The organism is Ascidiaceihabitans donghaensis (assembly GCF_900302465.1).
In the GTDB taxonomy this organism is placed as follows: Bacteria; Pseudomonadota; Alphaproteobacteria; order Rhodobacterales; family Rhodobacteraceae; genus Ascidiaceihabitans; species Ascidiaceihabitans donghaensis.
In genome coordinates this window covers 3,259,802-3,286,115 of sequence record NZ_OMOR01000001.1, presented here as the reverse complement: position 1 = coordinate 3,286,115, position 26,314 = coordinate 3,259,802, and the positions used below count along the sequence as shown (strand labels likewise).

Annotated in this window: 33 protein-coding genes; 21 read left to right on the top strand and 12 right to left on the bottom strand. The window is 54.6% G+C overall.

The window, feature by feature from the left end:
* The first annotated feature begins 68 nt into the window (after positions 1–68).
* The 9 genes from ASD8599_RS16350 to recO all read left to right on the top strand — a co-directional run bounded on the left by ASD8599_RS16350 (position 69) and on the right by recO (position 6,231).
* The gene (locus ASD8599_RS16350; protein ID WP_108829520.1) at positions 69–818 is read left to right on the top strand and encodes a pyridoxine 5'-phosphate synthase; all 750 of its coding nucleotides are present in this window, start codon (positions 69–71) and stop codon (positions 816–818) included.
* A complete protein-coding gene (locus tag ASD8599_RS16345; RefSeq protein ID WP_245926073.1) occupies positions 815–1,126 on the top strand; it encodes a Dabb family protein in 312 nt (103 codons plus the stop codon). The genes ASD8599_RS16350 and ASD8599_RS16345 overlap by 4 nt, the downstream gene beginning before the upstream one ends.
* The gene (acpS, locus tag ASD8599_RS16340; RefSeq protein WP_108829518.1) at positions 1,123–1,524 is read left to right on the top strand and encodes a holo-ACP synthase; all 402 of its coding nucleotides are present in this window, start codon (positions 1,123–1,125) and stop codon (positions 1,522–1,524) included. Before ASD8599_RS16345 ends, acpS begins: the two co-directional genes overlap by 4 nt.
* Positions 1,525–1,578: 54 nt before the next feature.
* On the top strand, positions 1,579–2,403 hold the full coding sequence (gene lepB / locus ASD8599_RS16335; RefSeq protein WP_108829517.1) for a signal peptidase I: 825 nt from the start codon (positions 1,579–1,581) through the stop codon (positions 2,401–2,403).
* Positions 2,404–2,480: 77 nt separating this feature from the next.
* Positions 2,481–3,536, top strand: coding sequence for a signal peptidase I (gene lepB, locus ASD8599_RS16330; protein WP_146188227.1), 1,056 nt, complete (start codon positions 2,481–2,483; stop codon positions 3,534–3,536).
* Positions 3,533–4,219, top strand: coding sequence for a ribonuclease III (gene rnc, locus ASD8599_RS16325; protein ID WP_108829515.1), 687 nt, complete (start codon positions 3,533–3,535; stop codon positions 4,217–4,219). The genes lepB (ASD8599_RS16330) and rnc overlap by 4 nt, the downstream gene beginning before the upstream one ends.
* Entirely contained in the window at positions 4,216–5,124 is a 909-nt protein-coding gene (era, locus tag ASD8599_RS16320; protein WP_108829514.1) for a GTPase Era, read from the top strand. The genes rnc and era overlap by 4 nt, the downstream gene beginning before the upstream one ends.
* Before the next feature lie 51 nt (positions 5,125–5,175).
* A complete protein-coding gene (locus ASD8599_RS16315) occupies positions 5,176–5,505 on the top strand; it encodes a DUF1491 family protein (RefSeq protein ID WP_108829513.1) in 330 nt (109 codons plus the stop codon).
* Complete coding sequence (gene recO / locus ASD8599_RS16310; RefSeq protein WP_108829512.1) at positions 5,506–6,231, top strand: DNA repair protein RecO; 726 nt, start codon at positions 5,506–5,508, stop codon at positions 6,229–6,231.
* Here the strand turns inward: recO and ASD8599_RS16305 are convergent.
* Together ASD8599_RS16305 and ASD8599_RS16300 are read right to left on the bottom strand one after the other, a co-directional pair.
* Complete coding sequence (locus tag ASD8599_RS16305) at positions 6,215–6,604, bottom strand: META domain-containing protein (protein WP_108829511.1); 390 nt, start codon at positions 6,602–6,604, stop codon at positions 6,215–6,217. The two genes, recO and ASD8599_RS16305, sit on opposite strands and share 17 nt — an antisense overlap.
* Before the next feature lie 11 nt (positions 6,605–6,615).
* Positions 6,616–7,128, bottom strand: coding sequence for a TetR/AcrR family transcriptional regulator (locus tag ASD8599_RS16300; protein ID WP_146188226.1), 513 nt, complete (start codon positions 7,126–7,128; stop codon positions 6,616–6,618).
* Between the two features lie 101 nt (positions 7,129–7,229).
* On the opposite strand from ASD8599_RS16300, the gene ASD8599_RS16295 reads away from it, so the two are divergent.
* Complete coding sequence (locus ASD8599_RS16295) at positions 7,230–7,814, top strand: hypothetical protein (RefSeq protein WP_108829509.1); 585 nt, start codon at positions 7,230–7,232, stop codon at positions 7,812–7,814.
* Positions 7,815–7,817: 3 nt separating this feature from the next.
* Here ASD8599_RS16295 and ASD8599_RS16290 read toward each other — a convergent pair whose 3' ends face one another.
* The gene (locus tag ASD8599_RS16290; RefSeq protein WP_108829508.1) at positions 7,818–9,506 is read right to left on the bottom strand and encodes an acyl-CoA dehydrogenase family protein; all 1,689 of its coding nucleotides are present in this window, start codon (positions 9,504–9,506) and stop codon (positions 7,818–7,820) included.
* 148 nt (positions 9,507–9,654) lie between these two features.
* On the opposite strand from ASD8599_RS16290, the gene ASD8599_RS16285 reads away from it, so the two are divergent.
* On the top strand, positions 9,655–10,422 hold the full coding sequence (locus tag ASD8599_RS16285) for a sulfite exporter TauE/SafE family protein (RefSeq protein WP_108829507.1): 768 nt from the start codon (positions 9,655–9,657) through the stop codon (positions 10,420–10,422).
* Between the two features lie 12 nt (positions 10,423–10,434).
* Here ASD8599_RS16285 and ASD8599_RS16280 read toward each other — a convergent pair whose 3' ends face one another.
* Entirely contained in the window at positions 10,435–10,791 is a 357-nt protein-coding gene (locus tag ASD8599_RS16280; protein WP_108829506.1) for a helix-turn-helix domain-containing protein, read from the bottom strand.
* Between the two features lie 190 nt (positions 10,792–10,981).
* On the opposite strand from ASD8599_RS16280, the gene ASD8599_RS16275 reads away from it, so the two are divergent.
* Together ASD8599_RS16275 and ASD8599_RS16270 are read left to right on the top strand one after the other, a co-directional pair.
* The gene (locus ASD8599_RS16275) at positions 10,982–11,869 is read left to right on the top strand and encodes a helix-turn-helix domain-containing protein (protein WP_181364520.1); all 888 of its coding nucleotides are present in this window, start codon (positions 10,982–10,984) and stop codon (positions 11,867–11,869) included.
* Between the two features lie 50 nt (positions 11,870–11,919).
* Positions 11,920–12,651: a hypothetical protein gene (locus ASD8599_RS16270; protein ID WP_108829504.1), complete on the top strand. Its 732-nt coding sequence runs from the start codon at positions 11,920–11,922 to the stop codon at positions 12,649–12,651.
* An 80-nt stretch (positions 12,652–12,731) separates the two neighbouring features.
* Here ASD8599_RS16270 and ASD8599_RS16265 read toward each other — a convergent pair whose 3' ends face one another.
* Positions 12,732–14,330: a phosphoenolpyruvate carboxykinase gene (locus ASD8599_RS16265; protein ID WP_108829503.1), complete on the bottom strand. Its 1,599-nt coding sequence runs from the start codon at positions 14,328–14,330 to the stop codon at positions 12,732–12,734.
* A gap of 342 nt (positions 14,331–14,672) precedes the next feature.
* On the opposite strand from ASD8599_RS16265, the gene ASD8599_RS16260 reads away from it, so the two are divergent.
* The 7 genes from ASD8599_RS16260 (at position 14,673) to ASD8599_RS16230 (ending at position 20,025) form a co-directional block, all read left to right on the top strand.
* On the top strand, positions 14,673–15,374 hold the full coding sequence (locus ASD8599_RS16260; protein WP_108829502.1) for a response regulator transcription factor: 702 nt from the start codon (positions 14,673–14,675) through the stop codon (positions 15,372–15,374).
* A 40-nt stretch (positions 15,375–15,414) separates the two neighbouring features.
* Positions 15,415–17,106, top strand: coding sequence for a sensor histidine kinase (locus ASD8599_RS16255; RefSeq protein ID WP_108829501.1), 1,692 nt, complete (start codon positions 15,415–15,417; stop codon positions 17,104–17,106).
* 3 nt (positions 17,107–17,109) lie between these two features.
* Positions 17,110–17,544, top strand: a complete 435-nt coding sequence (locus tag ASD8599_RS16250) for an HPr kinase/phosphorylase (protein WP_108829500.1) — start codon at positions 17,110–17,112, stop codon at positions 17,542–17,544.
* Positions 17,541–18,434, top strand: coding sequence for an RNase adapter RapZ (rapZ, locus tag ASD8599_RS16245; protein ID WP_108829499.1), 894 nt, complete (start codon positions 17,541–17,543; stop codon positions 18,432–18,434). The genes ASD8599_RS16250 and rapZ overlap by 4 nt, the downstream gene beginning before the upstream one ends.
* Positions 18,435–18,447: 13 nt before the next feature.
* Positions 18,448–18,849, top strand: a complete 402-nt coding sequence (locus tag ASD8599_RS16240; RefSeq protein WP_108829498.1) for a PTS sugar transporter subunit IIA — start codon at positions 18,448–18,450, stop codon at positions 18,847–18,849.
* Positions 18,846–19,115: an HPr family phosphocarrier protein gene (locus ASD8599_RS16235; protein WP_108829497.1), complete on the top strand. Its 270-nt coding sequence runs from the start codon at positions 18,846–18,848 to the stop codon at positions 19,113–19,115. The genes ASD8599_RS16240 and ASD8599_RS16235 overlap by 4 nt, the downstream gene beginning before the upstream one ends.
* Before the next feature lie 88 nt (positions 19,116–19,203).
* Positions 19,204–20,025: a lysophospholipid acyltransferase family protein gene (locus ASD8599_RS16230; protein WP_181364558.1), complete on the top strand. Its 822-nt coding sequence runs from the start codon at positions 19,204–19,206 to the stop codon at positions 20,023–20,025.
* 68 nt (positions 20,026–20,093) lie between these two features.
* Here ASD8599_RS16230 and ASD8599_RS16225 read toward each other — a convergent pair whose 3' ends face one another.
* Positions 20,094–20,969: a 3-hydroxybutyryl-CoA dehydrogenase gene (locus ASD8599_RS16225; RefSeq protein ID WP_108829495.1), complete on the bottom strand. Its 876-nt coding sequence runs from the start codon at positions 20,967–20,969 to the stop codon at positions 20,094–20,096.
* A gap of 162 nt (positions 20,970–21,131) precedes the next feature.
* Between ASD8599_RS16225 and ASD8599_RS16220 the strand changes: the two genes are divergently transcribed.
* Positions 21,132–21,956 carry a DUF6473 family protein gene (locus tag ASD8599_RS16220; protein WP_108829494.1) on the top strand — a complete coding sequence of 275 codons (825 nt, stop codon included), beginning with the start codon at positions 21,132–21,134 and terminating at the stop codon, positions 21,954–21,956.
* Between the two features lie 112 nt (positions 21,957–22,068).
* Here ASD8599_RS16220 and ASD8599_RS16215 read toward each other — a convergent pair whose 3' ends face one another.
* The 6 genes from ASD8599_RS16215 to ASD8599_RS16190 all read right to left on the bottom strand — a co-directional run bounded on the left by ASD8599_RS16215 (position 22,069) and on the right by ASD8599_RS16190 (position 26,234).
* Positions 22,069–22,995 carry an electron transfer flavoprotein subunit alpha/FixB family protein gene (locus tag ASD8599_RS16215; RefSeq protein WP_108829493.1) on the bottom strand — a complete coding sequence of 309 codons (927 nt, stop codon included), beginning with the start codon at positions 22,993–22,995 and terminating at the stop codon, positions 22,069–22,071.
* A complete protein-coding gene (locus ASD8599_RS16210; protein ID WP_108829492.1) occupies positions 22,995–23,753 on the bottom strand; it encodes an electron transfer flavoprotein subunit beta/FixA family protein in 759 nt (252 codons plus the stop codon). The genes ASD8599_RS16215 and ASD8599_RS16210 overlap by 1 nt, the downstream gene beginning before the upstream one ends.
* A gap of 144 nt (positions 23,754–23,897) precedes the next feature.
* A complete protein-coding gene (locus tag ASD8599_RS16205) occupies positions 23,898–24,470 on the bottom strand; it encodes a cob(I)yrinic acid a,c-diamide adenosyltransferase (protein WP_108829491.1) in 573 nt (190 codons plus the stop codon).
* Positions 24,471–24,474: 4 nt separating this feature from the next.
* Positions 24,475–24,681 (bottom strand): twin transmembrane helix small protein, encoded by a 207-nt coding sequence (locus ASD8599_RS16200; RefSeq protein WP_108829490.1) that lies wholly within the window; start codon positions 24,679–24,681, stop codon positions 24,475–24,477.
* Positions 24,682–24,754: 73 nt separating this feature from the next.
* Complete coding sequence (locus ASD8599_RS16195; protein WP_108829489.1) at positions 24,755–25,585, bottom strand: SDR family NAD(P)-dependent oxidoreductase; 831 nt, start codon at positions 25,583–25,585, stop codon at positions 24,755–24,757.
* A 49-nt stretch (positions 25,586–25,634) separates the two neighbouring features.
* Positions 25,635–26,234 carry an SH3 domain-containing protein gene (locus ASD8599_RS16190; protein ID WP_108829488.1) on the bottom strand — a complete coding sequence of 200 codons (600 nt, stop codon included), beginning with the start codon at positions 26,232–26,234 and terminating at the stop codon, positions 25,635–25,637.
* Positions 26,235–26,314: the final 80 nt, after the last annotated feature.

The window sequence follows — 26,314 nt, the reverse complement described above, 5'->3', positions numbered from 1 at the left end:
TATCTTCTTGGCCAGATCAAAACCGACGAAAAGGCCAAAACGAAAGCCAATACGAAGAAAGGTGCGTTATGACATCGGATGAAAAACTGCGTTTGGGCATCAACATCGACCACGTGGCCACCGTGCGCAACGCACGTGGTGGCGACACGCCTGACCCACTACGCGCCGCGCAGATCGCGCAGGAGGCCGGGTGTGACGGCATCACAGCCCATCTGCGCGAAGACAGGCGCCACATCTCGGATGCAGATATTGACGGGTTAATGGACATGCTTACGGTGCCGCTGAACTTCGAGATGGCGGCCACTGAAGAAATGCAGGCAATTGCTTTGCGTCACAAACCCCATGCTGTGTGCATCGTGCCGGAAAAGCGCGAAGAACGCACAACTGAAGGCGGTTTGGAAGTCGCCCGTGAAGAAAACAGGCTGGCCCATTTCATAGCGCCCCTGCGCGAAGCAGGCAGCCGGGTGTCAATCTTTATCGCTGCAGACAAACGCCAGATCGAGGCCGCGCACCGCATTGGTGCCGAAGTGGTTGAATTGCACTCAGGTGCCTATTGCGACGCGCATCATGAAGGCCGCATCAACGACCGCGACCGTGAACTGGAAGCCATGCGCGAGATGAGCAGCTTTGCCCATGATCTTGGCCTAGAAGTCCATGTCGGTCATGGTTTGACCTATGAGACGGTGCAACCCGTGGCGGCCTTTCCAGAGGTTAAAGAACTGAATATCGGGCATTTTCTGATTGGTGAAGCGATTTTTCGTGGGTTGAATCCCGCCATTGCCGAAATGCGCCGTTTGATGGACGAGGCGCGTGCGTGATCCGTCATTGTGTCATGCTGGATGTGCCATCTGCCGCAATAAAGGATCTTGAAGTTGCCTTGCGCGACCTTGAAACGCTGACGCGGACCTTGCCGGGTATTTCGGGGTTTGTGGCTGGCCCGAACCGCGATTTCGAAGACAAAACGCCGGGGTACAGCTATGGCTTTACGCTGGACGCCAAAGACGCGGCAGCGTTGCAATCCTATGCGGATGATCCGGCACACCAAGCTATCGGACGCAGGCTTGTTGCGCTGTGTCCCAAAGGCGGGGATGGCATTTTGGTCTATGATCTGGAGACTGCGAATTGATTTTGGGGATTGGCACAGATTTGGCGAACATCGACCGTATTCAAGGCGTCTTGGACCGTCACGGCGACCGTTTTCGCAATCGTGTGTTCACCGATACGGAACAGGCCAAGGCCGGGCGCAGGCGTGATGTGGCGGGTACATACGCCAAACGCTGGGCTGCGAAAGAAGCCTGTTCAAAAGCGCTTGGAACAGGTTTGCGCATGGGCATCGCGTGGAAGGACATGGCCGTGAGCAATCTGGACACAGGCCAGCCTGTCATGGCGGTGTCAGGGTGGGCGGCCGAGCGCTTGAAAGAGATGACGCCTGCGGGTCATGAGGCCATCATTCACGTCACTTTGACCGACGATCACCCCTGGGCGCAGGCCTTTGTTGTCATTGAGGCACGTCCAGTCGCTTGACTTGGCCTGTTCGGACCCGCAAGAAGCAGTCCAGACATGAGCAGGAAGACAGACATGGCCAGCGAAGAAAAATCAGGCAATTCCATCGTCGAAACGATCAAAACAGTGGTCTACGCGCTGCTGATCGCAGGTGTGTTTCGGACGCTGTTTTTTCAACCTTTCTGGATTCCGTCAGGGTCGATGAAAGAAACGCTGTTGATTGGTGATTTTCTTTTCGTGAACAAAATGGCTTACGGCTATTCATATGCCTCTTGCCCAAGCCTGCCTTTCGCTGGTGTTGACGCCGAAGACCTTTGCGGCTTTTTGAAAAACGACAACAACCGCATTTGGGGCGGTGAGCCTGAACGCGGCGACGTCGTGGTATTCCGTCACCCCGTCTCGGGCGTGGATTACATCAAACGTCTGGTCGGCCTGCCGGGGGATACGTTGCAGGTGAAAAACGGTGTTATCATTTTGAATGGCAAGCCTGTGCCGCAAGAACCAGATGGCATTTTCACGGAAACAAACGCGCCACAGGGTCCGCAAGGTCGCAGACCGGGGTGCGAAAACGGCCCTGTTGCGTTGGGCGCCGTTTGTGAAAAGCCGCGTTTCGTCGAAACGTTCCCGAATGGCACATCACATAAAATTCTCAACATTGCTGACCTGCCCGCTGACAACACCGCTGTGTTCCGCGTGCCTGAAGGGCAGTTCTTTTTCATGGGCGACAACCGTGACAATTCCGCTGACAGCCGCTTGGCGCAGGTGCGTGGTGGGGTGGGCTTTGTGCCCTATGAAAACCTGATCGGCCGCGCGGACCGCATCGTATTCTCGTCGGCGGGGGCATCTATGTTGTATTTCTGGACGTGGCGCGGCGATCGCTTTCTTAAAGGGGTCCATTGATCTCTGACAGCAGGCGGACAAGCGGACCGGCCCCGCACTTGGGCCCAGTCCGTGCCGTGATCGACTGTGTGCGGCTTATGTTTACGTTCAGCGGTCGCGCCAGCAGATCTGCGTTTATCTGGCCTGTGATCTTTGCCTTGATTGTCATTGTCGTTGCATCCTTGGTCTATCATGCGCTTGTTCCGGCAACTGTCAGTTTCGGGTACATCCGTTTTGTGACCGTGACCGTGGCCCTGCCTTTGCTGCCACTTGGTGTGCGCAGGTTGCATGACATGGGTATGTCGGGGTGGTGGGCGCTGTTGTGGTTGGTGCCGTATGTGGGGTTTATCCTGACGTTGTTTGCAGCTTTCAAACGCGCTGAACTGGGCACAAACCAATATGATCACAGTGACCCGTCTGTGTTCGGGCAGATCGCTGTTGTGGGTGGGTTTGTGGCTTTGGTGGGGGTCACCTTTGCGGTGCAGCCATTCTGGATTCCCGGAGGCAGTATGAAGCCCACAGTTGTTGTCGGGGATTACATAACGGTATCCACCACAGCATACGGGTTGCCCTGTTTCGGGCTGTGTGGCGATGCGGACCGTATGTTGCAACGCAATCCGGATCGTGGCGATGTCGTCGTGTTCAAACACCCCGTCACGGGTCGTGATTTCATAAAACGTGTGATCGCAGTGTCGGGCGATACTGTTGCGTTGGAAGACGGGCAGGTGGTGGTGAATGGCGCGGGACTGACGCAAACAGCGCAAGGCGATTATGTTGAACCCATGGAAATGCAAGGTCTGGGCCACGCGTTGCCGCGGTGCCGGACTGTGACGCCTTTGGGGGGACGTTGTGCGAAATCGCTGCTGCAGGAAACCACGTCTGACGGGCGGCGCTACGGGATTTTGGACATCAGCCGGACGCAGGCCGATTCTATGGCGCAGATTACGGTGCCGGATGGCATGATATTTGTGTTGGGGGACAATCGTGATAACTCTGCTGACAGTCGCATGGCGCAGGCCGCTGGCGGTGTGGGGTTTGTGCCGGTGGAAAACCTTGTTGGGCGGGCCACACGTGTTGTGGTTTCGAATGCAGGCTTTGCGCTTTGGGATCCTACCGGATTTAGAGGTGCGCGTTTTTGGACGAAGATACGATGAAATTAAGTGCTGAGCTAAAAGAATTCGAAACGCGCATCGGGCATGTTTTTGCAAATCCCGCATTGCTGACCCGTGCTGTGACGCATGCCTCGATGTCATCGCCCACGCGCGAAGACAACCAGCGTCTGGAGTTTTTAGGGGATCGGGTCTTGGGGCTGGTGATGGCTGAGGCGCTTTTCGCTGGGGATGCATCTGCCACCGAAGGACAGATGGCGCCGCGTTTCAACGCCCTTGTGCGCAAAGAGGCATGCGCTGATGTGGCCCGCGACATTGGGTTGGGCGAGGTTCTGCGGCTTGGCAGATCAGAAATGGTGTCGGGGGGGCGGCGCAAGAATGCCTTGCTTGGCGATGCGGTTGAGGCCGTCATTGCAGCCGTTTATCTGGATGCGGGGTTTGCAGCAGCCCGCGATATGATTTTGCGTCTTTGGGGCGCACGCATCGGACAAGTCGAAGAAGACGCGCGTGATGCCAAGACCGCGTTGCAGGAATGGGCCCAAGCCCGCAAAATGGCCCCGCCACGCTACGTAGAAACACAGCGCAGTGGCCCCGACCATGCCCCGGTCTTTACCATTGCGGCCCGCCTTGATACGGGCGCTCAAGCCTTGGCCACCGCCGGGTCAAAACGGCAAGCTGAACAAGCCGCTGCCAAAGCCCTTTTGGCTGATTTGGAGAATTCAAAATGACCACCCGCGCAGGATTTGTCGCCCTTATCGGAGAGCCGAACGCCGGAAAATCCACCCTTTTGAACCGCATGGTCGGCGCCAAAGTTTCCATCGTCACCCACAAGGTACAAACAACGCGCGCCCGCATTCGCGGGGTTGCAATGGAGGGTGACGCACAGTTGGTGTTTGTGGACACGCCGGGCTTGTTCCAGCCAAGGCGCCGTCTGGACCGCGCTATGGTGGCTGCCGCGTGGGGCGGGGCCGCGGATGCAGACGTTGTGGTTCTAATGGTTGAAGCCCATCGCGGCGTCACCGAAGGGGTCGAACGCATATTGGAGGGGCTGGGCGACGTCGGCAAAGGCCGCAAAGTTGCGTTGGCCGTCAACAAGATCGACCGCGTCGAGGCCCCCGTTTTGTTGGGACTGACCAAAGACCTGAATGAACGCTATCCTTTCGTTGAGACCTTCCTGATTTCCGCTGAAAAAGGCCACGGTGTAGACGCGTTGCGCACTTGGTTGGCGGGTGAAGTCCCCGAAGGTCCATGGTTGTACCCCGAAGACCAGATCGCCGATTTGCCTTTGCGCATGATCGCGGCTGAAATGACCCGCGAAAAGCTGACGTTGCGACTGCATCAGGAATTGCCCTACCAGCTGACCGTTGAGACGGAAAACTGGGAAGAACGCAAAGACGGTTCCGCCAAAATCGACCAGATCATATACGTCGTTCGCGATGGTCACAAAGGCATTCTGCTGGGTCACAAGGGTGAAACCATCAAGCAGGTTTCCAAAGCGTCCCGCGAGGAATTGACGGAATTTTTGGGCCGCAAGGTGCATTTATTTTTGCAAGTCAAAGTGCGTTCCGGCTGGCTGGACGAAGCCGAACGCTATTCGGAGATGGGCCTGGATTTCAAAGATGGCAATGCGTGACTTGGCAGCCTTGGAAATCTCCGGCGGGGATTTTTTTAGGAAAAAGACACAATGACCCGCCTGACGTCGCGGTTTTGGGTTGATGCCTATCTCGCGCGTTTGCGGGTGTTTGATATTCCCGCGTTTGTGGTGGCTCATGGTGACGATACTGGCGGTGCAGTCTTGGTGAAGCTGAGTACATTGGATGACAAAGCCGTTTTGTTTCAGCGGTCTTTTGATTTGATGTCAGACAGCCGCGTTTGGGCCGAACTGGCAGCGGGGGCAGAGCGCGATGTGGATGCCGCCATTGAGCGCCAACGTGGATTTGATCCCGATCTTTGGGTGATTGAGGTGGAAGACCGGGCGGGACGTCATCTTCTGGATCAAGAAGGTCTGTCCTAAATGGAATGGCGCGGCACCGGAATTCTACTGGCGGTGCGCCGCCACGGTGAAAGCTCTGCAATCATTGAAGTTTTCACGCCGGATCAGGGCCGTCATGCCGGTGTTGTGCGGGGTGGCACCAGCCGCAAGATTGCACCGATCTTACAACCCGGTGCCCAATTGGACGTCGCATGGCGGGCGCGTCTTGAGGACCACATTGGCAGTTTCACCGTTGAGCCAATTCGCAGCCGGGCCGACGTGGCTATGGCAGACCGTTTGTCACTGGCTGGATTGAATACGGTCACGGCCTTGCTCAGTTTTTGCCTGCCTGAACGCGAACCCCATGCACCGTTGTACACGCGCACCGAACAGCTTTTGGATCTTTTGGGGCAACCAGATATTTGGCCGTTGGCCTATCTGCGTTGGGAAGTCGCGCTGCTAGAGGAAATGGGGCACGGCCTTGATTTGTCGGCCTGTGCGGTGACGGGATCACTAGACGATTTGGTGTATGTCTCGCCCAAAACCGGCCGCGCCGTGTCGCGGAACGGTGCCGGGGACTGGGCAGACCGCTTGCTGCCTTTGCCAGATGTGTTGCGCGGTGTGGGGCCGGCCCCGGACGCCGAAATTATTCAGGGATTTGCAACCACTGGCCATTTCTTGCGCAATCATTTGGCGGCCAATTTGGGAAATCGCCCCCTACCCGAAGCACGAGACCGGTTTGTCGAGGCCTTCAATCGTCAGGTTTGAATTGCAGCGTCCTGCCGTTTGTCGATGTCAAAATAAGTGTGGTTTTAGTAATGTCCGCATGGGTCACTTCGCCAAGCGCTTTCAAGTAGCGCTGCTCAAGGGGCAAGTTGGGGCATGCCGCTTTTGTCGACAGGATCGGACCTGCTGCGAATGCAGGATATGGTGCGGTCTGTTCGGCCCGGTAGGCGTTGCAAGGCGCACGCCCCGCCAATTGTCCCGAGGTCGGGAAAGTAAGCGTTGCTTTGGCAGGGAAGGGTGTTCCATCCAAGGTCACCAAGGTCCAGACGGTGTCTGCCGTACTGTCATATTGCGACACGTCGTCCGACGTGCATGCAGTGGCGTAGAAGGCCAAGACGAATGCCAAGTATTTCATATCAAAATCCCTTATTGCAGCGCCAGAACCACATCGACCAAAGCATCAAAGCCTTCGCTTTCGCCATTAAGAAACCCACCGCCGATCAGGCTGCTGTAGGCTGCTTCGGTGAAGGCCGGGTTTGATAGCCCCAGCTGCCCCATAAGAGAGCCGATGTAGACCAGCCGTTCGCTGTCTACTGCATCAAGGGCAGCTTGGGCGTTGGCGTCATGTGTGGCCCAAGCCCGCAGGGCACGTTCCGTTTTGTCGTTGTAAAGCAGTCGACCATAGCGCCGCAGCCGTTCATCGGCGGGACCAGCTGTTTCGAGTTCTTGCACAATGGCCTTCAAAGCGTCGGCTTGCCAGTGGTCCAAAAGGGCGCTTTGAAAGGCAACCACATCGGCAAAATGCCAATAGAAAGACCCTTTAGTTGTGTTCAATTCACGCGCCAGTGGCTCTGCGCGCAGACCGTCAGGGCCATCGCGATGAAGGGCTACAAACCCGGCTGCGATCCATTTGTCTTTGTTCAAACGCTGTTTGGTCATGGATACACGATATGCTGCAATGCAGCACATCGCAAGTCCGCTGCTGTTCTGCCCCGTTTTGCAGTGTTGCAGAGCGTTACGATCCTTGTAGGTTGCTTGCCATGCACAAGTTTCAAAAGACCCCTGTTTTTCTTGATCTGGCAACGGCTGTTGCCGTTGTTTTGTTGCTTGCCCTGTTTTTGTACATTGGGCGAATTCTGGACAGCAATTCCCAAGATGCAGAGACGCAGACCGTTGGGCATGAACCGTCAGCCGCTGAAAAGGCACTCAAGAACTGGCACAAGAAAAAGACAGGGGCATCCGCTTTTGCACGTGGCCCAGAGGGACATTTCGGCTGGACGGTCGGGTATAATGACGTGCTTGCCGCCAAAGAGGACGCCTTGGCATATTGTGCGCAACATGGCCCGGCATGCGAGGTGACGGAGTTTAAAGTGGGGTTTGAACACCGTGCGTTCAAAGGCACAATCGCTCCGCGCACCTTGGAGCTGTATAACTCTTACACACGTGGTGCAGGCGCTAAGGCTTTTGCACTGTCGCCTGGCGGGGCCATCGGGATGGCCACCGGACAACCGGATGCGACACAAGCGCAAAACCGTGCCAAAGCGCTTTGCGAAACCAACAAAAAAGACCGACCCGCTTATCTTGCGGATCGGCCATGTCTGGTCGTGCTTTCAACGCGGTATTAGGGGTTAGCCCAACAAACGCCGCGCGATAACCTGTGCTTGGATTTCTGCCGCACCTTCAAAGATGTTCAGAATACGTGCATCGCACAGCACACGGCTGATTTTGTATTCCAGTGCAAAGCCATTGCCGCCGTGGATTTGCAAACCGTTGTCGGCTGCCGCCCATGCGACACGAGCGCCCAACAGTTTGGCCATGCCCGCTTCAACGTCACAACGGCGTCCTTCGTCTTTTTCAAAGGCAGAGAAATACGTCAGCTGACGCGCCACCATGATTTCCACTGCCATCATGGCCAGCTTGTTGGCCACACGGGGGAAATTGATCAGGGATTTGCCGAATTGTTTGCGGTCGATGGCGTATTGCATGGACAGATCCAAAGCGGACTGCGCCACACCAATCGCGCGGGCGGCTGTTTGGATACGGGCCGATTCAAACGTCTCCATCAGCTGTTTGAACCCTTTGCCTTCTTCACCGCCCAAAAGGTTTTCGCCCTTGACGTGGAAGTTATCAAACCCCAGCTCGTATTCCTTCATGCCGCGGTAGCCCAGCACTTCGATTTCGCCGCCTGTCATGCCTTCGGTGGGGAAGGGGTTCTCTTCGGTGCCCGGCGTTTTCTCTGCCAGGAACATGGAAAGACCTTTGTAGTTGTCGGTTTCCGGATCGGTGCGTGCCATCAGCGTCATGATCTGGGTCCGCGTGGCATGCGTGATCCACGTTTTGTTACCCGTCACTTTATAGTCGCCGTTTTCGTCTTTGACGGCGCGGGTGCGCAGGCTGCCAAGGTCAGACCCCGTGTTTGGTTCGGTAAAGACGGCGGTGGGCAGCGTTTCTGCTGATGCAAGACGCGGCAGCCATTTCTCTTTTTGGGCGTCAGTCCCGCCTGCAATGATCAACTCTGCTGCGATTTCGGATCGTGTTCCGAGGGAGCCGACACCAATATATCCGCGTGACAGTTCCTCTGACACAACACACATAGAGGCTTTGGACAGACCGAGGCCACCGTATTCCTCTGGAATAGTAAGGCCGAAGACACCCATTTCCGCCAGCTCTTCGATAACTTCCATCGGGATCAACTCATCCTTCAGGTGCCAGTCGTGGGCGAAGGGTTCGACCTTTTCAACGGCGTACCGACGGAACTGTTCGCGGATCATTTCCAGTTCGTCATCAAGGCCGGTGGCCCCGACAGTCACTTCGGCGCTGCGTTCTTGCATCAATTCAACCAAACGCACGCGGGCGGCCTGAGTGTTGCCATGCTGTGTCAGGGTCTGGATTTCAGGCTGCATCATGGTGCGCATGTCATCTTGGGACAGGCCCATATCCTGCAAACGCAAGACTTCGCCCTGGTTCATTTGGATGCCGCCATAGACCTGCCAGAGGTATTCACCAAAGGTGATCTGAAGGATCAATTGTTCGATTTCACCAAATTTGCCGTCGGCCTTAATCGCTTCTGCCCACTTGTGCATCTCGCGCAGCGATTGGGCATACGTGGCAAGCCATGCCAGCCCGTGGGTGGCGGTTTGATGTTCTTCGACCAGTCGTGCCGACACGCGCCCGTCCGCGCTGACCAGTCCGCGCAAACGGTCTTTCGCGGTTTCAAGTAAAGCGTCCACAGGGGCCACTGCCGCGCCTGTCAGTGCCAACAAATCGTCAAGGATCACAGCCTGTGTCATCCCAAGGTCTTGTCCGTCATGTGCCATGAAGTTTTTCCCTCTTTTAGCTTAAGCGCGTGTCTATTCACTTCGCAGGTGCAGCGCAACTTAAATACCCATATGCGACGATTGTTGTCAGAATATTGCGCGTTGATATTTTTTAACAGAGCCCTATTGGGCATGCTATAGCATCGCAATGGATGCACTATTTGACATTATGACGGTACCGCAGCTGTGTCTGGCAGTAAGTATCGCGGTTTTTGCAGGCTTGGTCAAAGGCGTGGTTGGTTTTGCGCTGCCGACCATTATCATTTCCGGCTTAAGCACGTTTTTAAGCCCTGAATTGGCACTTGCGGGGCTTATTCTGCCAACTGTTGTGACCAATTTTATGCAGATGTTGCGGCAGGGTGCGCGGGCGGCATGGGAATCGGTCAAGCGATTTCGTGTGTTTTTAAGCTTTGGGTTGGTGACCCTTTTGGTCGGGGCGCAATTGGTCCGTGTTTTGCCGATGGACGTCATGTTGCTGGTGATTGGTGTTCCGGTGGTCAGTTACGCAATGCTGCAATTGCTCGGTATTGAAATCACGCTTGCAAGACACTCTGGCAAGGTTGCGGCAACAGCGGGGTCAATCGCCGGATTGATGGGGGGCATGTCGGGTATTTGGGGGCCGCCGACTGTCGCCTATTTGACTGCTTTGAAAACCGACAAAGCAGATCATTTGCGGGTGCAGGGTGTCGTGTACGGATTAGGGGCCGTTGCGCTGCTGTTTGCGCATTTGGGGTCAGGTGTGCTGCGGGCGCAAACCTTGCCGCTTAGCTTCGCTATGGTGCCGCCAGCGGTGTTGGGGCTGTGGATCGGGGGACGGTTGCTGGACCGTATCGATCATGTTGTATTTCGCCGCGCGACGTTGGTTGTTCTGCTGATCGCAGGTTTGAACCTGATCCGCCGCGCGGTGTTTGTTTGACGCTTGATGCGTTTAGGAAGCGCGGCGTGTTACTGTAGCGCCCGCCACATCCTCGATGAAGGTAATGATACGTGATTTCGTCTTTTCATCTTTGATGGAAGCAACGGCCTGCACGATATCCATGGCGCTGTCTGCCGCCCCTTCGCTGTCGGCATCGAGGCCTTCAAAGAAGTACGACGTTGAGACGTCCAGAATGTTCGCCAGCTCGAACAAGCGACTGGCTGCAATCCGGTTTGAACCGATTTCGTATTTTTGGATTTGTTGGAACGACAGGCCGAGACGACGTGCGACGTCCGTTTGTGACAGACGGCGCAAAGTACGGATCTGTTTGAGCTGACGACCAACGTGAACATCTACTGAGTGTGGCATTGTTATAATTATCCCCGGTTGAACTGTCCTTTTGATCCTAAAATTCTCAATTCGGCGCAATTGAGTAACTTTGTACATTTTTCAACCATAGATGTTGCATCGATGTATGATTTGTGTACCATTAACCACTATGTTACGGATGCTCTGTAACAAGGCGAAGTTGCGTGTACCGGTTATAGGATTCGAATTATTGTCTGACCTGACGAACCCCCTGTTGTTCGAAATGGTGCGCTCGTTTTCGATGCTTGCCCAAGAATTAAATCTTAGCCACGCCGTCGCAAAACTGGGCAGCACACGGCAAACCGTGCGACGCCACATTGCGACCCTGGAAGAGTTGAAAGGCGAACAGCTGTTTCGTGTGGTCGACCGCCAGTACACCCTTACCGAAGCGGGCATACGCGCCTTACCTCAAGCCGAAGAAATCATTGCGTTAGGGCATGCTTGGCTGCGCGGACAATCGAGCCATGTCAATGGGTTACAGTATCTTCGCCATCAAGAAGACAACGGTTGGTACTTTTATCAGCAACAACATGCATTGCGCAGCATGTGGGACACGGACAGTGCCCTGCTGCGTGAAACGGTACGCAGTTGGATCATGTGTGGCGGGCGTATCGAAGCCCCCGAGATGCAGCACATTCGCCCCTATTTGATCATCTATCGCTTTACTCCAGTGGGTTGGATTTGTGTCGAATTCGGTGACGAATCCTTTTTCGTACGCTGGTTCGGCAAGCAAAAAGCACTTAGCAGTGTTGGCCAGACATTGGGCAAAATGCCGGGCGGAAATGACTTTGCCCGCATGCTGAATGTGGCATTTCAGGAAACAGACATCACGCACAACCCCAGATTGGATCATGTGCGCACGATGGTGCCGCGATCCGATGGCGGCCAACCCATGCCCGTTAACTATCGTAGATTGATGTTAAGCGGCGCATTTCCAGACGGAAGCTCAGCTCTTTTGTCGTTGGTTGAGCCCTCGGCTGACCTTGATATCTTTGGGTTTGGCCCAGAAGACTTCCGCGAACCGGATGAAGATTTTGCGCTACGTTTTGACCCAGACAATTTTAAATACGGGTCATAGCAAGAAATTTTTGTTAACCTTGTTCTCAAGCATTGGGTAAGGGAACAGAAATGACACTTCAACCACGCAACGATTCGGCACAATTTATCGCAACCAGCCGCGATATATTGTGGGAAAATGATATCGACGTCACAATTGGTACGAATTTTGACGAATACCAAGAGATTCTGGACCGTGACCGGCCGGCGCAGGCCATGGGTGCGCCCTTCAATCCAGAGTTGCAGAATCTAAACCCCGGAAACGCCTTTTGGTTGACTGGTCGGGACATCGACGGACGTTTGATGCATACTCAGGCCGCGCGTTTGATCGACCTGCGGCAAGAAACGCTTGCGGATTATATGCAACACAAGTTCCGTGAATTTCCCCCTGCGATCCCTGATCTTGATCTGGACCGGTCGCGGTTTCGGGCCAGCCCCGGCGCAAAACACATCACGGGTCGCGTGATTTATCATGGTGAAGTCTGGATGAGCCCGAATGAGGGGCGCTTCCGTGGCAACGGCCTGTCTTCGGTTCTGGCGCGCTACGGTCTTCTGACCGCAATGCAGCGTTGGAATCCTGATTATCTGTTTGGGTTCATGGCCCGTACTGTGGCGTTTAAGGGTTTCGCGGAACGTATGGGGTATATGCACAACGAACCGGGTGCTTTGCGCTGGTACCGACATGGCAGTGACATGCCGCTTGAGGGCTTTCTGAGCTATCTGACCAACGAAGAAGCGCGGTATCTGCTGGAAATGCCGGTGTCTGATCTGGTGACTTTACCAGCGACGCAAAAAGCCGCTTAACGGCACCACACCGTTCCCCTCAAAATACAAAAGGCCGGCTGCAATCGATGCACCCGGCCTTTTCGTTTTTAAAACCAATCTCAACCGATGGCGGCAGATTTCACGTCATCGTCGATGTGCGCCATGTATTGTTCGAAATTGCCCGAGAACATTTCTACCAATTTGGCAGCTTGTGCGTCGTAAGCATTTGCGTCGTCCCATGTGCGGCGTGGATCAAGAAGGATATCGGCAACACCGCTGACAGACACAGGGACCTCAAATCCAAAGTTATCGTCTTTGCGATACTCGGCGTCGTTCAGGGACCCTTCCAGCGCGGCTGTCAACAAGGCACGTGTGGCGCGGATTGGCATCCGGGACCCTGTACCATAGGCACCGCCTGTCCAGCCCGTGTTGACCAACCAGCATGTCGCACCATGCTGTGCGATTTTCTCGCGCAACAAGTTGCCATAAACTTCCGGACGGCGCGGCATGAAAGGCGCACCAAAGCATGTTGAAAACGTAGGCTCGGGTTCTGTCACACCGCGTTCCGTGCCCGCTACCTTGGAGGTAAAGCCGGACAAGAAGTGATACATGGCTTGGGCAGGCGTCAGTCGCGCGATGGGGGGCAGCACACCGAATGCATCACAGGTCAGCATGATGATGTTCTTGGGGTGACCGCCAACCGCATCCTTGGAGGCATTCGAAATGTAATGCAGCGGGTAAGCGCAACGCATGTTTGCCGTCAGGCTGTCATCTTCAAAGTCCAGATCCAGTGTTTCTTCGTCAAAAACCATGTTTTCGATGACAGTGCCGAATTTTTCGGTGGTCGCATAAATCTCTGGCTCTGCTTCAGCGCTTAGGCTGATCGTCTTGGCGTAGCAGCCGCCTTCGAAGTTGAACGTACCGCGATCGGACCAGCCATGTTCATCGTCGCCGATCAAAGTGCGGGCCGGGTCCGCAGACAGTGTTGTTTTGCCTGTGCCTGACAGGCCAAAGAACACAGCTGTGTCGACGGGATTGCCTGTGGCATGGTTGGCCGAGCAGTGCATCGGCATGACGCCCTTTTCGGGCAGCAGATAGTTCAAAAGCGAGAAGACGGATTTCTTGTTTTCGCCCGCATACTCAGTGCCGCCAATCAAGATCAGTTTGCGATCGAAATTCATCGCGATCACTGTTTCAGACCGACAGTTGTGCTTGGTTGGGTCCGCTTGAAAGCTGGGGCAGTTGATGACGGTGAAGTCTGCAAGGAAACCGTCAAGGTCTTCGCGTTCCGGACGGCGCAACATGTGGCGGATGAACAACCCGTGCCATGCAAGTTCCGTCACCATGCGTACATTGATGCAATAGGCGGGATCGGCACCGCCAACGAGGTCTTGCACGTAATAGTCGCGGCCTTTCATGTGGGTCAGCATGTCTTCGTACAACGCATCAAAGCCTTCTGGCGTCATCTGCGCGTTGTTTTCCCACCAGATGGTGTCTTTGACACTGTCCGTCATGACGACATGTTTGTCTTTGGGCGAACGGCCGGTAAACTTGCCGGTCGTGACAAGAAAGGCGCCGCCTTTTCCCAGTTTGCCTTCACCACGTTTGAGTGCGGCTTCTATCAGCACAGGCTCAATTTGGTTGTAATAGACATTGCCCAACCCTTCGATCCCTTGATCTTCGAGGCGGAATTGCGGGTTTACCCGTCCAAATGTCATATGATGTCTCCTGTGTCCGGCTGATGCTGGAAGTCTGTAGATGCGGGTTTTCACGCCCCAGCCTGCTCTGGCTTGGGGGCGTCTTAACATGACGTTTTACAGCATGAACAGGACGCTTTGGCACAGTTAGCGCCATCAATGTGAAGAATGGTTAAGGACAAGGCGGATATGCATACGCGCATGACGCGAATGTGCGACAATTTAGTCATTCATTAGGATTTTCAGGCCTAATTGGGGCAGGGCGCTCGAGTGATTCGCAGATTTGGATTGATTCGCCCGTCCAAAAACAGAACAATGAGCAAAAAAATAATAAGTGGCAGCAGCAGTACAAGGATTCAGGCAATGAACAAAATTGCATTGGTAGACGACGACAGGAATATCCTGACGTCGGTTTCAATGACTCTCGAAGCCGAAGGTTTCGAGGTTGAGACATATAACGACGGCCAAGCGGCCCTCGACGCATTTAATAAGAAACTTCCCGATATGGCGGTCCTTGATATCAAGATGCCCCGCATGGATGGCATGGATCTGTTGCAGCGCTTGCGCCAGAAAACCACAATGCCGGTGATCTTCCTGACGTCCAAAGACGACGAGATCGACGAAGTTCTTGGACTGCGCATGGGCGCGGACGATTACGTGAAAAAGCCGTTTTCTCAACGTCTTCTGGTCGAGCGCATTCGCGCATTGCTGCGCCGCCAAGATGCGCAAGCCGGTGAAATTGTCGCCGACAGCGAAGAAACCAAGGTGATGGAACGTGGCGAACTGCGCATGGATCCGTTGCGTCATGCTGTGTCCTGGAAGGGCAACGACGTGTCTTTGACTGTGACAGAATTTCTGTTGTTGCAGGCTTTGGCGCAACGCCCCGGATTTGTGAAATCACGAGACCAGTTGATGGACGTCGCCTATGATGATCAGGTCTATGTGGACGACCGCACCATTGACAGCCACATCAAGCGCTTGCGCAAGAAAATGCGCACTGCTGATGATGATTTCTCTGCGATTGAGACCCTTTATGGTATCGGGTATCGTTACAACGAAGACTAAATCGTTGGTCGTTTAGGCCGAAAGGACGCTTGTGCGCGATATGGCCCCTCAACCCTCACGGGACGGTGATGTTGTTTTGGGTGACGATTGGGTCACCCCGGACAGCGCGGCACCCTCAGAAATGCGTGCGCGCCGTGAACGGCGCGGACTTTTTTCGCTGCGCGCGTCACCGCTGACACGCAAAATCATCACGTTTAATCTGATCGCGCTGAACATACTGGTTGCGGGTATTTTGTACCTCAATTCATCCCGCGACAGTTTGGCTGTACAACGTGCTGTGGCCTTGGTCAGTCAAGCCGAGCTGATCGCGGACGTGATTGAGGCTCAATTGCCCAGCGACGCCCCGGTTAATCTTGCGACGGCCGATGGCGTGGATGTCTCCGTGACGCTGGACGGTTTGGATTTACGCGACGGCATCGAGGTCTTTGTGTTTGACCCGACGGACCAGGTTATCGCAAACACAGAAGGCCAGGCCGCGTTGAACGTGGGCCTCGGGGCAAAGGAAACCAACCCGACAATCTTGACCGATGGTCTAAACTGGCTGTGGTCTGCAGTGTCTGCGCCTTTTGCCAGCAGTGACACAGAGCAAGCACAGCCCGTCGAAGAACAATTGCGCACCCTTGTGCAAAAAAGCTTTAGCGAAGGCACCCAGATCAACGACGGGACGGATGCCGATGGCGGTGCGTTATTCAGTGTGGTAACGCCAATTTTGCAAGGCACCGAAGCCGTTGGGGCAGTTGCCGTAACCAGTGCCGCTGGCGAAATCGACAATCTGGTGCGCAGCGAACGCGAGCGTGTATTGCAGATGTTTATTATCGCCACTTTGGTGTCTATCGGACTTAGTTTGGTCTTGGCATCAACCATCGCGAACCCGTTGTCCGATCTGGCCGCAGCAGCCGAATTGGGCCGTGACAAAAACGCCCGCAAGGTAAACCCCGGACGCATCCGCATCCCTGACCTGACGGCACGCCCTGACGAAATCGGACGGCTTAGCGGCGCATTGCGTGGCATGATTGCAGCGCTTTACAACCGCATCGACGGCAATGAACAATTCGCAGCCGACGTCGCCCATGAAATCAAAAACCCGCTCGCGTCCCTGCGGTCTGCTGTTGGCACGTTGCGGATGATCAAACGTGAAGATCAACGCGAAAAGCTGCTGGACGTGATCGACCATGACGTGCGCCGTCTGGACCGTTTGGTCAGTGATATTTCCAACGCGTCACGTCTGGATTCGGAGCTTGTTAAAGAAGAAGAAGAACCCTTCAACCTTCTGACAATGCTTGGTAATCTGGGGCAATACTTGGGTGAGGATGCCAAAAGCAAAGGCATCGATTTCATAACCGATCTACCGCCTGATCCCGTTGAAGTGCACGGGCTTGAAGCCCGCTTGGCGCAGGTTTTTGTAAATTTGATCACCAACGCGATTTCGTTTTGCGAAGATGGGGACGCTATCCGCGTGTGGGCGCGAAAGCGTGAAAATCGCGTGTTGATTGTGGTCGAAGATACCGGACCGGGTATTCCTGATCAGGCCTTGGCAAAAATCTTCAAACGGTTTTATTCCCAGCGTCCCGAAGAGCATTTCGGAAACAACTCTGGCCTTGGTCTGGCGATCTCAAAGCAGATCGTTGAAGCCCACGGCGGAGTGATTTGGGCGGAAAACATCCGTCCCACAGAAGCCGACATCACGTCCGAGCCATTGGGTGCACGGTTTGTTGTGGGCCTTCCCGTTTAACACATGCCCGATACAATTTTTCAGACGATACATGCGTCTTGTGTTTCGTTTGAGGGCAAAGCCGTCTTGATCAAAGGGGCATCTGGCAGCGGTAAATCATCGCTTGCTTTGCAGATCATGGCCTTTGGTGCGCAGCTTGTATCCGATGACCGAACGGAATTGCGCAGGATCGACAATAACATTTGGGCCGCGCCCCCAAAGACAATCGCAGGTTTGATAGAGGCAAGGGGGTTGGGCATTCTACACGCAGAACATGCCCCGTCTGCTCAGGTTGTTTGTGTGGTGGATATGGATGTGGTTGCCATTGAAAGGCTGCCTGACCCAATGGTTACACCCTGTCTTGGTTTGTCTCTGCCCTGTCTTCACAAAATTGATACGCAGGCTTTTCCCGCCATCGTTTTGCAATATTTAAAGGGTGGGGTACAAAGAGACGTATGATGGACATCGAAACCGACGCACGCCGCCTTGTTCTTGTGACAGGCCCATCCGGGGCCGGCAGATCCAGCGCCTTGCGCGTGCTGGAAGACTTGGGCTTTGAAGCCATCGACAATATGCCACTGCGCCTCATTCGTGCACTTCTTGAAGACCCCGGACCGCGCAAACCAATGGCTTTGGGGATCGACCCGCGCAATCGGGATTTTTCTGCAACGGCTGTTACTGATGCTTTGGGACAAATCGCAGCCATCGGCCACGCCGTTCCTGAACTGCTGTATTTGGATTGCACGACAGATCAGTTGTTGCGCCGTTTTTCGGAAACCCGTCGCAAACACCCTTTGGCGGCAGGAGAACGCCCCGAAGCGGGCATCGCACGAGAGCTGGAAATTCTGAACCCGTTGCGCACCCGTGCCGATGTCTTGATCGATACCACGGACCTGAATGTGCATCAGTTGCGCACTGAGGTCGAACACTGGTTCTCTGGCGGTGATACGGGGCGCTTGTCGGTTTCGGTTGAATCCTTTTCCTACAAACGCGGCTTGCCGCGCAGCGTCGACATGGTTTTTGATTGCCGTTTTTTGCGCAACCCCTATTGGCAGCCCTCATTGCGCAGCGGGAATGGGCAAGATAAAGCTGTTGCGGATTACATCGCGCAGGACCCGCGATGCGGCCCGTTTCAGAACAAAGTTCATGATCTCGCCTTATGGTTGTTGCCAGCCTATTTAGATGAGGGCAAATCACATCTGTCCATTGCATTTGGCTGTACAGGAGGGCAACACAGGTCTGTTGCTATGGCAGAGGCTTTGGCAGCACGTTTGCGTACAGCAGACTGGCAGGTGTCTGTACGGCACCGCGAATTGGACCGGCGCAAAAAGGGTGAGATAAAAGCGTGATAGGGGCAGTATCGTGATAGGGATTGTGATTGTCGCACATGGGCAATTGGCCAAAGAATATCTTGCGGCCATAGAACATGTTGTGGGCCCGCAGCCCGGGATGTGCGCCATTTCCATAGAAGCCGATCACGACCGCACCGCCAAACAGCAAGAGATATGCAAAGCGGCTGACGCTGTAGACCAAGGGCAAGGCGTTGTTCTGGTGACAGACCTTTTTGGAGGATCACCGTCCAACCTAAGCCTGATGGCGTGCCAGCCGCAGGGACGGCGCATCTTATACGGTGCCAATTTGCCGATGCTGTTGAAGCTGGCCAAATCGCGTCATTTGGCGGTGCCAGATGCCGTACGCACAGCCCTTGATGCGGGACGCAAGTATATCGACAGCCAAAACATTAGCGCTGAAAGCAAATCATGACCAAAGACACGTTAACGATCATAAATGAAAAAGGCCTGCACGCACGGGCTTCTGCAAAGTTGGTGGAAGTGGTCGAAGCGTTCGACGCTCAGGCCGAAGTCAGCAAGGATGGCATGTCTGCATCAGGCGACAGTATTATGGGGCTTTTGATGTTGGCAGCGTCCAAGGGAAGTATTATTGACATCGAAACGTCCGGACCAGACGCGGATGCGTTGGCGCAAGCCTTGTCTGTGCTGGTCGCGGACAAGTTCGGAGAAGGAGCCTAAGGGGCTCTGACAAATTCACGGGGGACCAGCAGTGGTCGACAGCGTACGCGATATCTCTGAGGACGCAGAGCCTGAGAATGTGAACTTCATGAAATACGACAGGCGCAGCTTGTCGTATGCCTCTACGTTTGAAGACCCTTGGAAGTCGACCGTCATCCGCATCATCGAAGCTTTGACAGGCAAGCTTACTATTCTGCGACTGATCAAAAAATTCGAAAAAAATGGTACTCCGTCGGGTCAAGGCTTTTGGCGTGCCTGTTTGGATGTCATGGGCATCGATTTGACAACGCCCGAAGAACAACTGCAGCGCCTGCCCAAAGAGGGTCCGGTAATTGTTGTTGCCAACCACCCGCATGGAATGGTGGACGGCATGATCTTTGCCGATTTGATCGGGCGCGTGCGTCCGGATTACCGCATTTTGACCCGTTCATTGCTAACTGCAATTGATGAGGTTGCGGGCAGCTACATGATCCCTGTGCCTTTCACGCATGACCCTGATGCACAGCGTAAGGGCGTAGAGATGCGCAAGGCTGCCATGGACCACCTGAAGGCCGGGGGCGTTGTGGCGCTGTTTCCGTCCGGGGTTGTCGCGTCGTCCGAGACCTATTTTGGACCTGCCGTTGAAGGCGAATGGAACGTGTTCACCGCGGCGCTGATCCGCCGATCCGGGGCGACTGTTGTACCGATGAAATTCCCCGGACAGAACAGCCGTTGGTATCAAATTGCCAACAAGCTGTCGCCGATGTTGCGCCAGGGGCTGCTGCTGCACGAGATCGTACATTCATGCAACAAGCCGCAAGGGCCGATTGTAGGGCATCCACTGGCCAAAGAAGACGTCGACAAATGGTCTGACGATCCGCGTGGGTTCATGGCGTGGTTGCGCAAGCACACGCTTGACCTGAAAAACTAGTCATTGTCTATGGCGCATCTGGCGCGGGACTGTTTGACGGAATCCTGCCTGCTTTCATTTGATGAATTTCACCGCGTAGGGACAGGTGTGTCGCCGCGGTAATCATAAAACCCACGCTGGGTTTTACGGCCCAACCACCCTGCTTCCACATACTTTGTCAGCAAAGGGCAGGGCCGGTATTTGGTATCGGCCAACCCGTCGTGCAACACGTTCATGATCGCCAAACACGTGTCCAAACCGATAAAGTCGGCCAGTTCTAATGGCCCCATGGGGTGGTTCGCCCCCAATTTCATAGAACTGTCGATGGATTTCACATTCCCGACCCCTTCGTACAGCGTGTATACGGCTTCGTTGATCATCGGCATCAGAATGCGATTGACGATAAAGGCTGGAAAATCTTCGGCTGATGCCGAGGTCTTGCCCAATCTGTCCACCACAGCTTTACAAGCTGAAAATGTGGGCTCGTCCGTGGCGATGCCCCGGATCAGCTCAACCAACTGCATGACGGGTACGGGGTTCATAAAATGAAACCCCATGAATTTTTCCGGACGGTCTGTTCCGCTGGCCAAGCGTGTTATCGAAATGGATGAGGTATTGGATGTCAGAATGGTGTGGGGTTGCACATGCGGGATCAGGGCTTCGAAAATCTTATGCTTTACCGGTTCGTTTTCCGTCGCAGCCTCAATAATCAGATCGCTGGTCCCGAGATGGGGAAGGTCTTGTGTGGACGTGATCCGTGCCACGGCGGCGGCTTTGTCTTCAGCGCTGATCTTGTCGCGGCTGACCTGACGTTCCAAGTTTTTATCGATCAAGGCAACGGCTGCGTCCAAAGCGTCCTTGTTCACATCGTTCAAAAGCACATCGTATCCGGCCAGCGCCATCACATGTGCAATGCCGTTACCCATCTGACCCGCGCCGATGATCCCAACTTTTTGGATGTCCATGTGCCGCCCTTTCGCTGCCTTGGTGCATCATAGGGGGCAGCCTATCCCAAGGGCAAGGCGCGAAGTCATTGTGTGGAAAGACAAGGTTTCGTCACATTGTGTTAGGAATTTCTAAGGATATCGCTGTCATACCTGATTGCGGGTGAAAAAAGGTGAGTAAGCATGTCTTTTGATGCGTTGGGGCCGGGTGCCCTTGATTATCTGCCGTGTCGATACGGTACGTCGAAGTTGTTGTTTCGTGGGCCTAGACGGTCCTTGAAGGACCCCTATGTCGCGTTTTTAGGCGGAACCGACACATACGGGAAATTCATTGCAAATCCGTTTCCGGACCTGACAGAGCAAGAGTTAAAAATGACGTGCCTGAACTTGGGCTGCGTCAACGCGGGTATCGACGTTTTTGTGACTGACCCACATGTAGGCGAATTGACCAGCGATGCTGAAGTGACGGTGATCCAGTTGATGGGGGCACACAATATGTCCAATCGCTTCTATTCAGTGCACCCGAGGCGCAACGACCGGTTTTTGAAGCCGTCCAGTTTGCTGCAAGCGATCTACCGCGAAGTCGATTTTGCTGAATTCAATTTCAACAAACATCTGCTTTTGCGGCTTTATACGCTTTCTCCCGGGCGGTTCGAAACGGTGGTAGAGGAATTAAAGCAGGCTTGGTTGGCGCGTATGCGCACAATGATCAAATCTATAAAAGGGAAGGTTGTTTTGCTTTGGTTTGCGGATCACACACCCGATGAACAAATGACACCGGACGACGAACGCGACCCTTGGTTTGTCACGCGTGATATGATCGAGGAATTGCGCGAAATGGTGGACGACATAGTCGAAGTTGTAGCCTCAGAGGAAGCTCAGGCAGTTGGTACGGAAGGTATGATTTTTAGTGATCTTGAAGCGCCTGTTGCAGGTCACGTGTTGGGACTGGCTGCTCACCAAGAGGCGGCAGAACAGGTCTCTCGGGTTCTAAAACAATACATCTAGACATCGAGTGGTAATTCAACCTGACAAGATGCTTGCGCAATCAAAAAGGCCCGCTGAAACCAAGCGGGCCTTTTAACGTTTCTCGTAAGGTGGGCTTAAGCCCACCACTGCTTTACAGCTTTTCGATCATCTCTGGGACGGCGTCGAACAGATCAGCGACCAATCCGAAGTCCGCGACTTGGAAGATGGGTGCTTCTTCGTCTTTGTTGATGGCCACGATGACTTTCGAATCTTTCATGCCGGCCAAGTGCTGGATCGCGCCTGAAATACCAACAGCGACATACAGTTCTGGCGCAACAACCTTGCCAGTTTGGCCCACTTGCCAATCGTTTGGTGCATAACCGGAATCGACGGCCGCACGGGACGCACCAACGGCAGCACCCAGCTTGTCAGCCAGCTTTTCGATCAGGGCAAAGTCTTCTTCGGACCCGACGCCGCGACCACCGGAAACAACAACACCCGCAGATGTCAGTTCAGGACGATCAGAGGCCGCCACTTTGTCTTCAACCCAAGAGGACAGGCCGGGATCACCAGCTGCACCAATGGATTCCACAGAAGCAGACCCGCCTGTTGGGGCCGCGTCAAAGGTCGCACCACGGAAGGTCACGACCTTCTTCGCGTCGGATGATTTGACGGTTTGCATGGCGTTGCCAGCATAGATTGGACGCTCAAACGTGTCGCCATCTACAACGGCTGTTGCGTCTGAGATTACCATGACGTCCAACAATGCCGCCACGCGTGGCATGATGTTCTTGGCATCCGTCGTGGCCGGGGCCACGATATGCTCATAATCGCCGGACAAAGACACCAAAAGATCTGCAACCGGCTCAGCCAAACGCTTGCCATAAATCGCGTCCTCTGCGCACAGCACCTTTGCGACGCCTGTGATCGTTGCCGCCTCTGCTGCTGCATCGGAACATGTAGCCCCCGTGCACAACACAGTGACGTCGCCCAACGCGCCAGCCGCTGTCACAGCTTTCGCCGTGGCATCCATCGCCAACGCGCCGTCGTTTACTTCTGCTAGAAGAAGTACAGCCATTACACAGTCCCCGCTTCTTTAAGTTTTGCCACCAGTTCTTCGACCGATGCCACTTTGATGCCTGCCGCGCGTGCAGCTGGCTCTGATGTACCAACGACGGCCAGACGTGGTGTCACGTCGACCCCGTAATCTGCGGCAGTCTTTTCATCCAAAGGCTTTTTCTTGGCCTTCATGATGTTTGGCAGCGACGCATAACGTGGTTCGTTCAGGCGCAGATCAACAGTGATAACCGTTGGCATGCTCACTTCGATGGTTTGCAAACCGCCATCAACTTCGCGCGTGACTTTGGCTTTGTCGCCAGCCACTTCGACTTCGGACGCGAATGTCGCTTGCGACCAGCCCATCAACGCAGACAGCATCTGGCCCGTGGCGTTCATATCGTTGTCGATGGCTTGTTTGCCGCACAGCACAAGGCCGGGCTGCTCTTCGTCCACAATAGCTTTGAGGATTTTTGCAACGGCTAAAGGCTCAATGTCGTTGTGCACGTCGTCTGTCGCAACAACCAAAATCGCGCGGTCCGCACCCATCGCCAGCGCCGTGCGCAGCGTCTCTTGGGATTGCTTGACGCCAACAGACACAACAACAACTTCGTCGGCTTGGCCTGCTTCTTTGAGGCGAATAGCCTGTTCAACGGAAATCTCGTCAAACGGGTTCATCGACATTTTAACGTTGGCAAGATCGACACCTGAACCGTCCGCTTTGACGCGCACTTTCACGTTATAGTCGATCACGCGTTTGACAGGTACGAGGACCTTCATGGGCGTTTCTCCTTAATTACGACTCACCCCACCGGGCTGTTCGTCACACAATTGGCCATTGCATACCCAAGCCAGCGGGTTGGATACAGCGCAAAATCGTCATATTAGCGTTAACGGACGCCGCGTTAGGCACATTCCTTCAGTTTATCGGTTGGCGCCGGGGACCCAAAGCACATCATCGACGCCACCATTGTTGGCGATGCGCGCGGCGACAAAGAACCAATCGCTTAATCGGTTCAAGTATTTCACAGCAGCAGGGTTCACCGATTCCATTGTTGCCAGTTCCACAGCCAACCGTTCCGCGCGGCGCGCAACTGTACGGCAAACATGCAGTTGGGCTGACAATTTCGAACCACCAGGCAAGATAAAGCTGCGCAACGGTTCAAGCGCATCATTCATCGCGTCGATTTCTTGTTCCAAACGCGATACCTGCGCGTCTGCGATACGCAAGGGCGGGTACTCCGCCTCTGCGTCTTTTTCCATGTCCGGACGACACATGTCCGCACCCAAGTCGAACAGGTCATTCTGAATTCGGCTCAGGGCCTCATCGACGGTATCCGTCGCTTCAAGGCGGGCAACGCCCACAAAGCAATTCAATTCATCGGACGTGCCGTAGGCTGTGACGCGCATGGCGTGTTTCGCGACGCGGGCCCCATTGCCCAATGCGGTTTCCCCGGCGTCTCCGGTTTTGGTGTAGATTTTGTTCAGAACAACCATGTGCTTATCCCCCGTTCCGTTTCACGACCACGTACAGCACGATCAGCCCCACAGCGATGGCCTGTGTCAAAATGCGGTAGCGCATCAAATTGTTGGAATTGTTTTTGGCCCATCCGGATCCCTTCCCGAACCCGCCAAGGCCCAGGCCCAAGACCCCGACAACGGCCAAACAGGCAATGACGATCAAAACAAAAAGTACATCGGTGAGCATGGGTTTGCCCCTTTATTCAACTGCGTTGGTGTGGATGTAGGGGGCAGGTGCGCAAAAGCGAAGGCTTTTTCGCTTATCCGCGTGATAAGACCCAATCCAAGGCCCGTGTTGGCAGAATACGGCGCAGGGTGGCCATGATGTATGTGGGTGTCGTGACAAAATAACGCGGGCGCGGTCGTTTGGATTCTACTGCATGGATCAGTTTTTTCAGAACAGCGTCTGCGGGCAGTTCAAACTGGTCAGGGCCACTGCTGTGATACAGTCTTTGCAGCAGCTTTTGTTCGTACTCTTCCTTGCGGGGCGCGTTTTCCCAGTCGATCCATTTTTCGAAATGCGGGATCGAATTTTCGCGAATTTTTGACGTCACCGGACCAGGCTCGATCAAAACCACTTTTACGCCTGTGTCCCGCATTTCGATGCGCAATGTGTCTGTAAGACCTTCAAGCGCAAATTTGGTTGCGTTGTACGCGCCACGCCACGGCATCGTCACGAATCCCAAGACAGAGGAACATTGTACAATGCGACCATGCCCTTGGGTGCGCATCACAGGGATCAGGCATCGCGTCAGCTCGTGCCAGCCAAAGAAGTTGCTTTCAAAAATGGATCGCAGTGCGTCGGTGGGCAGATCCTCAACCGCGCCGGGAAGTCCGTGTGCGCCATTGTTGAACAGCACGTCCAAAGTGCCACCTGTTGCCTCAAGCACTTCGTTCAACCCGCTATGGATCGTTTCCGTCCGCGTGTAGTCGATCAAAGGGGCATCAAAGCCCATGGCGCGCAAACGGTCGCAATCGACTTGCTGGCGGCATGCTGCAAAAACCTTCCAGCCCCGATCACGTAAGCCGATTGCACAAGCAAGACCAATGCCCGACGAGCATCCCGTGATAAGAATTGTCTGTGCCGTCATGCTGCACGTCTTCTTGTGTTAGCAGACTTTTGGAAAAGGCATAGGTCCATCAGCTTTCCGTCAACAAGAAGTCAGCCATCCAGCCAACCGAACCACCATCCATGGGGCGCAGCTTGACCCAGCCCGTGCCGGGATCAGACAGGATTTCCACCTCTTGGCCGCGCGTCAATTTGCCGACAACGTCAAAGTTCGTCCCCGGCCCGCCCCGCATGTTGACGCGGTTTCCGGTGACGGCACGAATATCTGCAGCGATCACAGGTGCCGTGTTGTCGACGACAACGGCTTCAGTTTCGACTTTGGCCTGTGTGACGAGACTTGGTAAAATCAGGGTCTGCTCTTCTTGGACCGGCTGCACGGCGGTCGTGCGTCCCTCGGATTGAACGGCTGCCAGTTTTTCTGCGGTGTCCAAAGTGTTCAGATCAAAAGATGCCCGTGTCACGACTGCCGAGCTTGCTGTGTCAACGGGTTGTTGTGGCGCAGGGGCAGTGTCTTGCGTTGCTTCGGCCACACGCACTTTCGGCAATGCCTGTTCTGTTACAGGGTCCATACGGCTGATGCGTAATGCTTCAGGATCAAAGTCTTTGCCGCCGCTGAGTTCGTAAAAAACAACGCCCATAAACGCAAAGCTCAACAAGATAAATTTGGTCATACCAGTGATCCCCCACAAATCACAAAACTAACGCGCACTGGCAGCGTGCGGTTCCGAATCTTCTACCACAATTTGAAAAA

What these genes read in the sequence shown, in the direction of transcription:
- rapZ (WP_108829499.1), top strand. Translation starts at nt 17,541, where the DNA reads ATGATGGACATCGAAACCGACGCACGCCGCCTTGTTCTTGTGACAGGC.
- ASD8599_RS16215 (WP_108829493.1), bottom strand. Translation starts at nt 22,995, where the DNA reads ATGGCTGTACTTCTTCTAGCAGAAGTAAACGACGGCGCGTTGGCGATG.
- ASD8599_RS16205 (WP_108829491.1), bottom strand. Translation starts at nt 24,470, where the DNA reads ATGGTTGTTCTGAACAAAATCTACACCAAAACCGGAGACGCCGGGGAA.
- ASD8599_RS16300 (WP_146188226.1), bottom strand. Translation starts at nt 7,128, where the DNA reads ATGACCAAACAGCGTTTGAACAAAGACAAATGGATCGCAGCCGGGTTT.
- recO (WP_108829512.1), top strand. Translation starts at nt 5,506, where the DNA reads ATGGAATGGCGCGGCACCGGAATTCTACTGGCGGTGCGCCGCCACGGT.
- ASD8599_RS16280 (WP_108829506.1), bottom strand. Translation starts at nt 10,791, where the DNA reads ATGCCACACTCAGTAGATGTTCACGTTGGTCGTCAGCTCAAACAGATC.
- rnc (WP_108829515.1), top strand. Translation starts at nt 3,533, where the DNA reads ATGAAATTAAGTGCTGAGCTAAAAGAATTCGAAACGCGCATCGGGCAT.
- ASD8599_RS16210 (WP_108829492.1), bottom strand. Translation starts at nt 23,753, where the DNA reads ATGAAGGTCCTCGTACCTGTCAAACGCGTGATCGACTATAACGTGAAA.
- lepB (WP_108829517.1), top strand. Translation starts at nt 1,579, where the DNA reads ATGGCCAGCGAAGAAAAATCAGGCAATTCCATCGTCGAAACGATCAAA.
- ASD8599_RS16230 (WP_181364558.1), top strand. Translation starts at nt 19,204, where the DNA reads ATGAAATACGACAGGCGCAGCTTGTCGTATGCCTCTACGTTTGAAGAC.
- ASD8599_RS16265 (WP_108829503.1), bottom strand. Translation starts at nt 14,330, where the DNA reads ATGACATTTGGACGGGTAAACCCGCAATTCCGCCTCGAAGATCAAGGG.
- ASD8599_RS16350 (WP_108829520.1), top strand. Translation starts at nt 69, where the DNA reads ATGACATCGGATGAAAAACTGCGTTTGGGCATCAACATCGACCACGTG.
- ASD8599_RS16290 (WP_108829508.1), bottom strand. Translation starts at nt 9,506, where the DNA reads ATGGCACATGACGGACAAGACCTTGGGATGACACAGGCTGTGATCCTT.
- ASD8599_RS16190 (WP_108829488.1), bottom strand. Translation starts at nt 26,234, where the DNA reads ATGACCAAATTTATCTTGTTGAGCTTTGCGTTTATGGGCGTTGTTTTT.
- era (WP_108829514.1), top strand. Translation starts at nt 4,216, where the DNA reads ATGACCACCCGCGCAGGATTTGTCGCCCTTATCGGAGAGCCGAACGCC.
- lepB (WP_146188227.1), top strand. Translation starts at nt 2,481, where the DNA reads ATGTTTACGTTCAGCGGTCGCGCCAGCAGATCTGCGTTTATCTGGCCT.
- ASD8599_RS16255 (WP_108829501.1), top strand. Translation starts at nt 15,415, where the DNA reads ATGGCCCCTCAACCCTCACGGGACGGTGATGTTGTTTTGGGTGACGAT.
- ASD8599_RS16225 (WP_108829495.1), bottom strand. Translation starts at nt 20,969, where the DNA reads ATGGACATCCAAAAAGTTGGGATCATCGGCGCGGGTCAGATGGGTAAC.
- ASD8599_RS16200 (WP_108829490.1), bottom strand. Translation starts at nt 24,681, where the DNA reads ATGCTCACCGATGTACTTTTTGTTTTGATCGTCATTGCCTGTTTGGCC.
- ASD8599_RS16260 (WP_108829502.1), top strand. Translation starts at nt 14,673, where the DNA reads ATGAACAAAATTGCATTGGTAGACGACGACAGGAATATCCTGACGTCG.
- ASD8599_RS16285 (WP_108829507.1), top strand. Translation starts at nt 9,655, where the DNA reads ATGGATGCACTATTTGACATTATGACGGTACCGCAGCTGTGTCTGGCA.
- ASD8599_RS16315 (WP_108829513.1), top strand. Translation starts at nt 5,176, where the DNA reads ATGACCCGCCTGACGTCGCGGTTTTGGGTTGATGCCTATCTCGCGCGT.
- ASD8599_RS16195 (WP_108829489.1), bottom strand. Translation starts at nt 25,585, where the DNA reads ATGACGGCACAGACAATTCTTATCACGGGATGCTCGTCGGGCATTGGT.
- ASD8599_RS16295 (WP_108829509.1), top strand. Translation starts at nt 7,230, where the DNA reads ATGCACAAGTTTCAAAAGACCCCTGTTTTTCTTGATCTGGCAACGGCT.
- ASD8599_RS16270 (WP_108829504.1), top strand. Translation starts at nt 11,920, where the DNA reads ATGACACTTCAACCACGCAACGATTCGGCACAATTTATCGCAACCAGC.
- ASD8599_RS16250 (WP_108829500.1), top strand. Translation starts at nt 17,110, where the DNA reads ATGCCCGATACAATTTTTCAGACGATACATGCGTCTTGTGTTTCGTTT.
- ASD8599_RS16220 (WP_108829494.1), top strand. Translation starts at nt 21,132, where the DNA reads ATGTCTTTTGATGCGTTGGGGCCGGGTGCCCTTGATTATCTGCCGTGT.
- ASD8599_RS16305 (WP_108829511.1), bottom strand. Translation starts at nt 6,604, where the DNA reads ATGAAATACTTGGCATTCGTCTTGGCCTTCTACGCCACTGCATGCACG.
- ASD8599_RS16235 (WP_108829497.1), top strand. Translation starts at nt 18,846, where the DNA reads ATGACCAAAGACACGTTAACGATCATAAATGAAAAAGGCCTGCACGCA.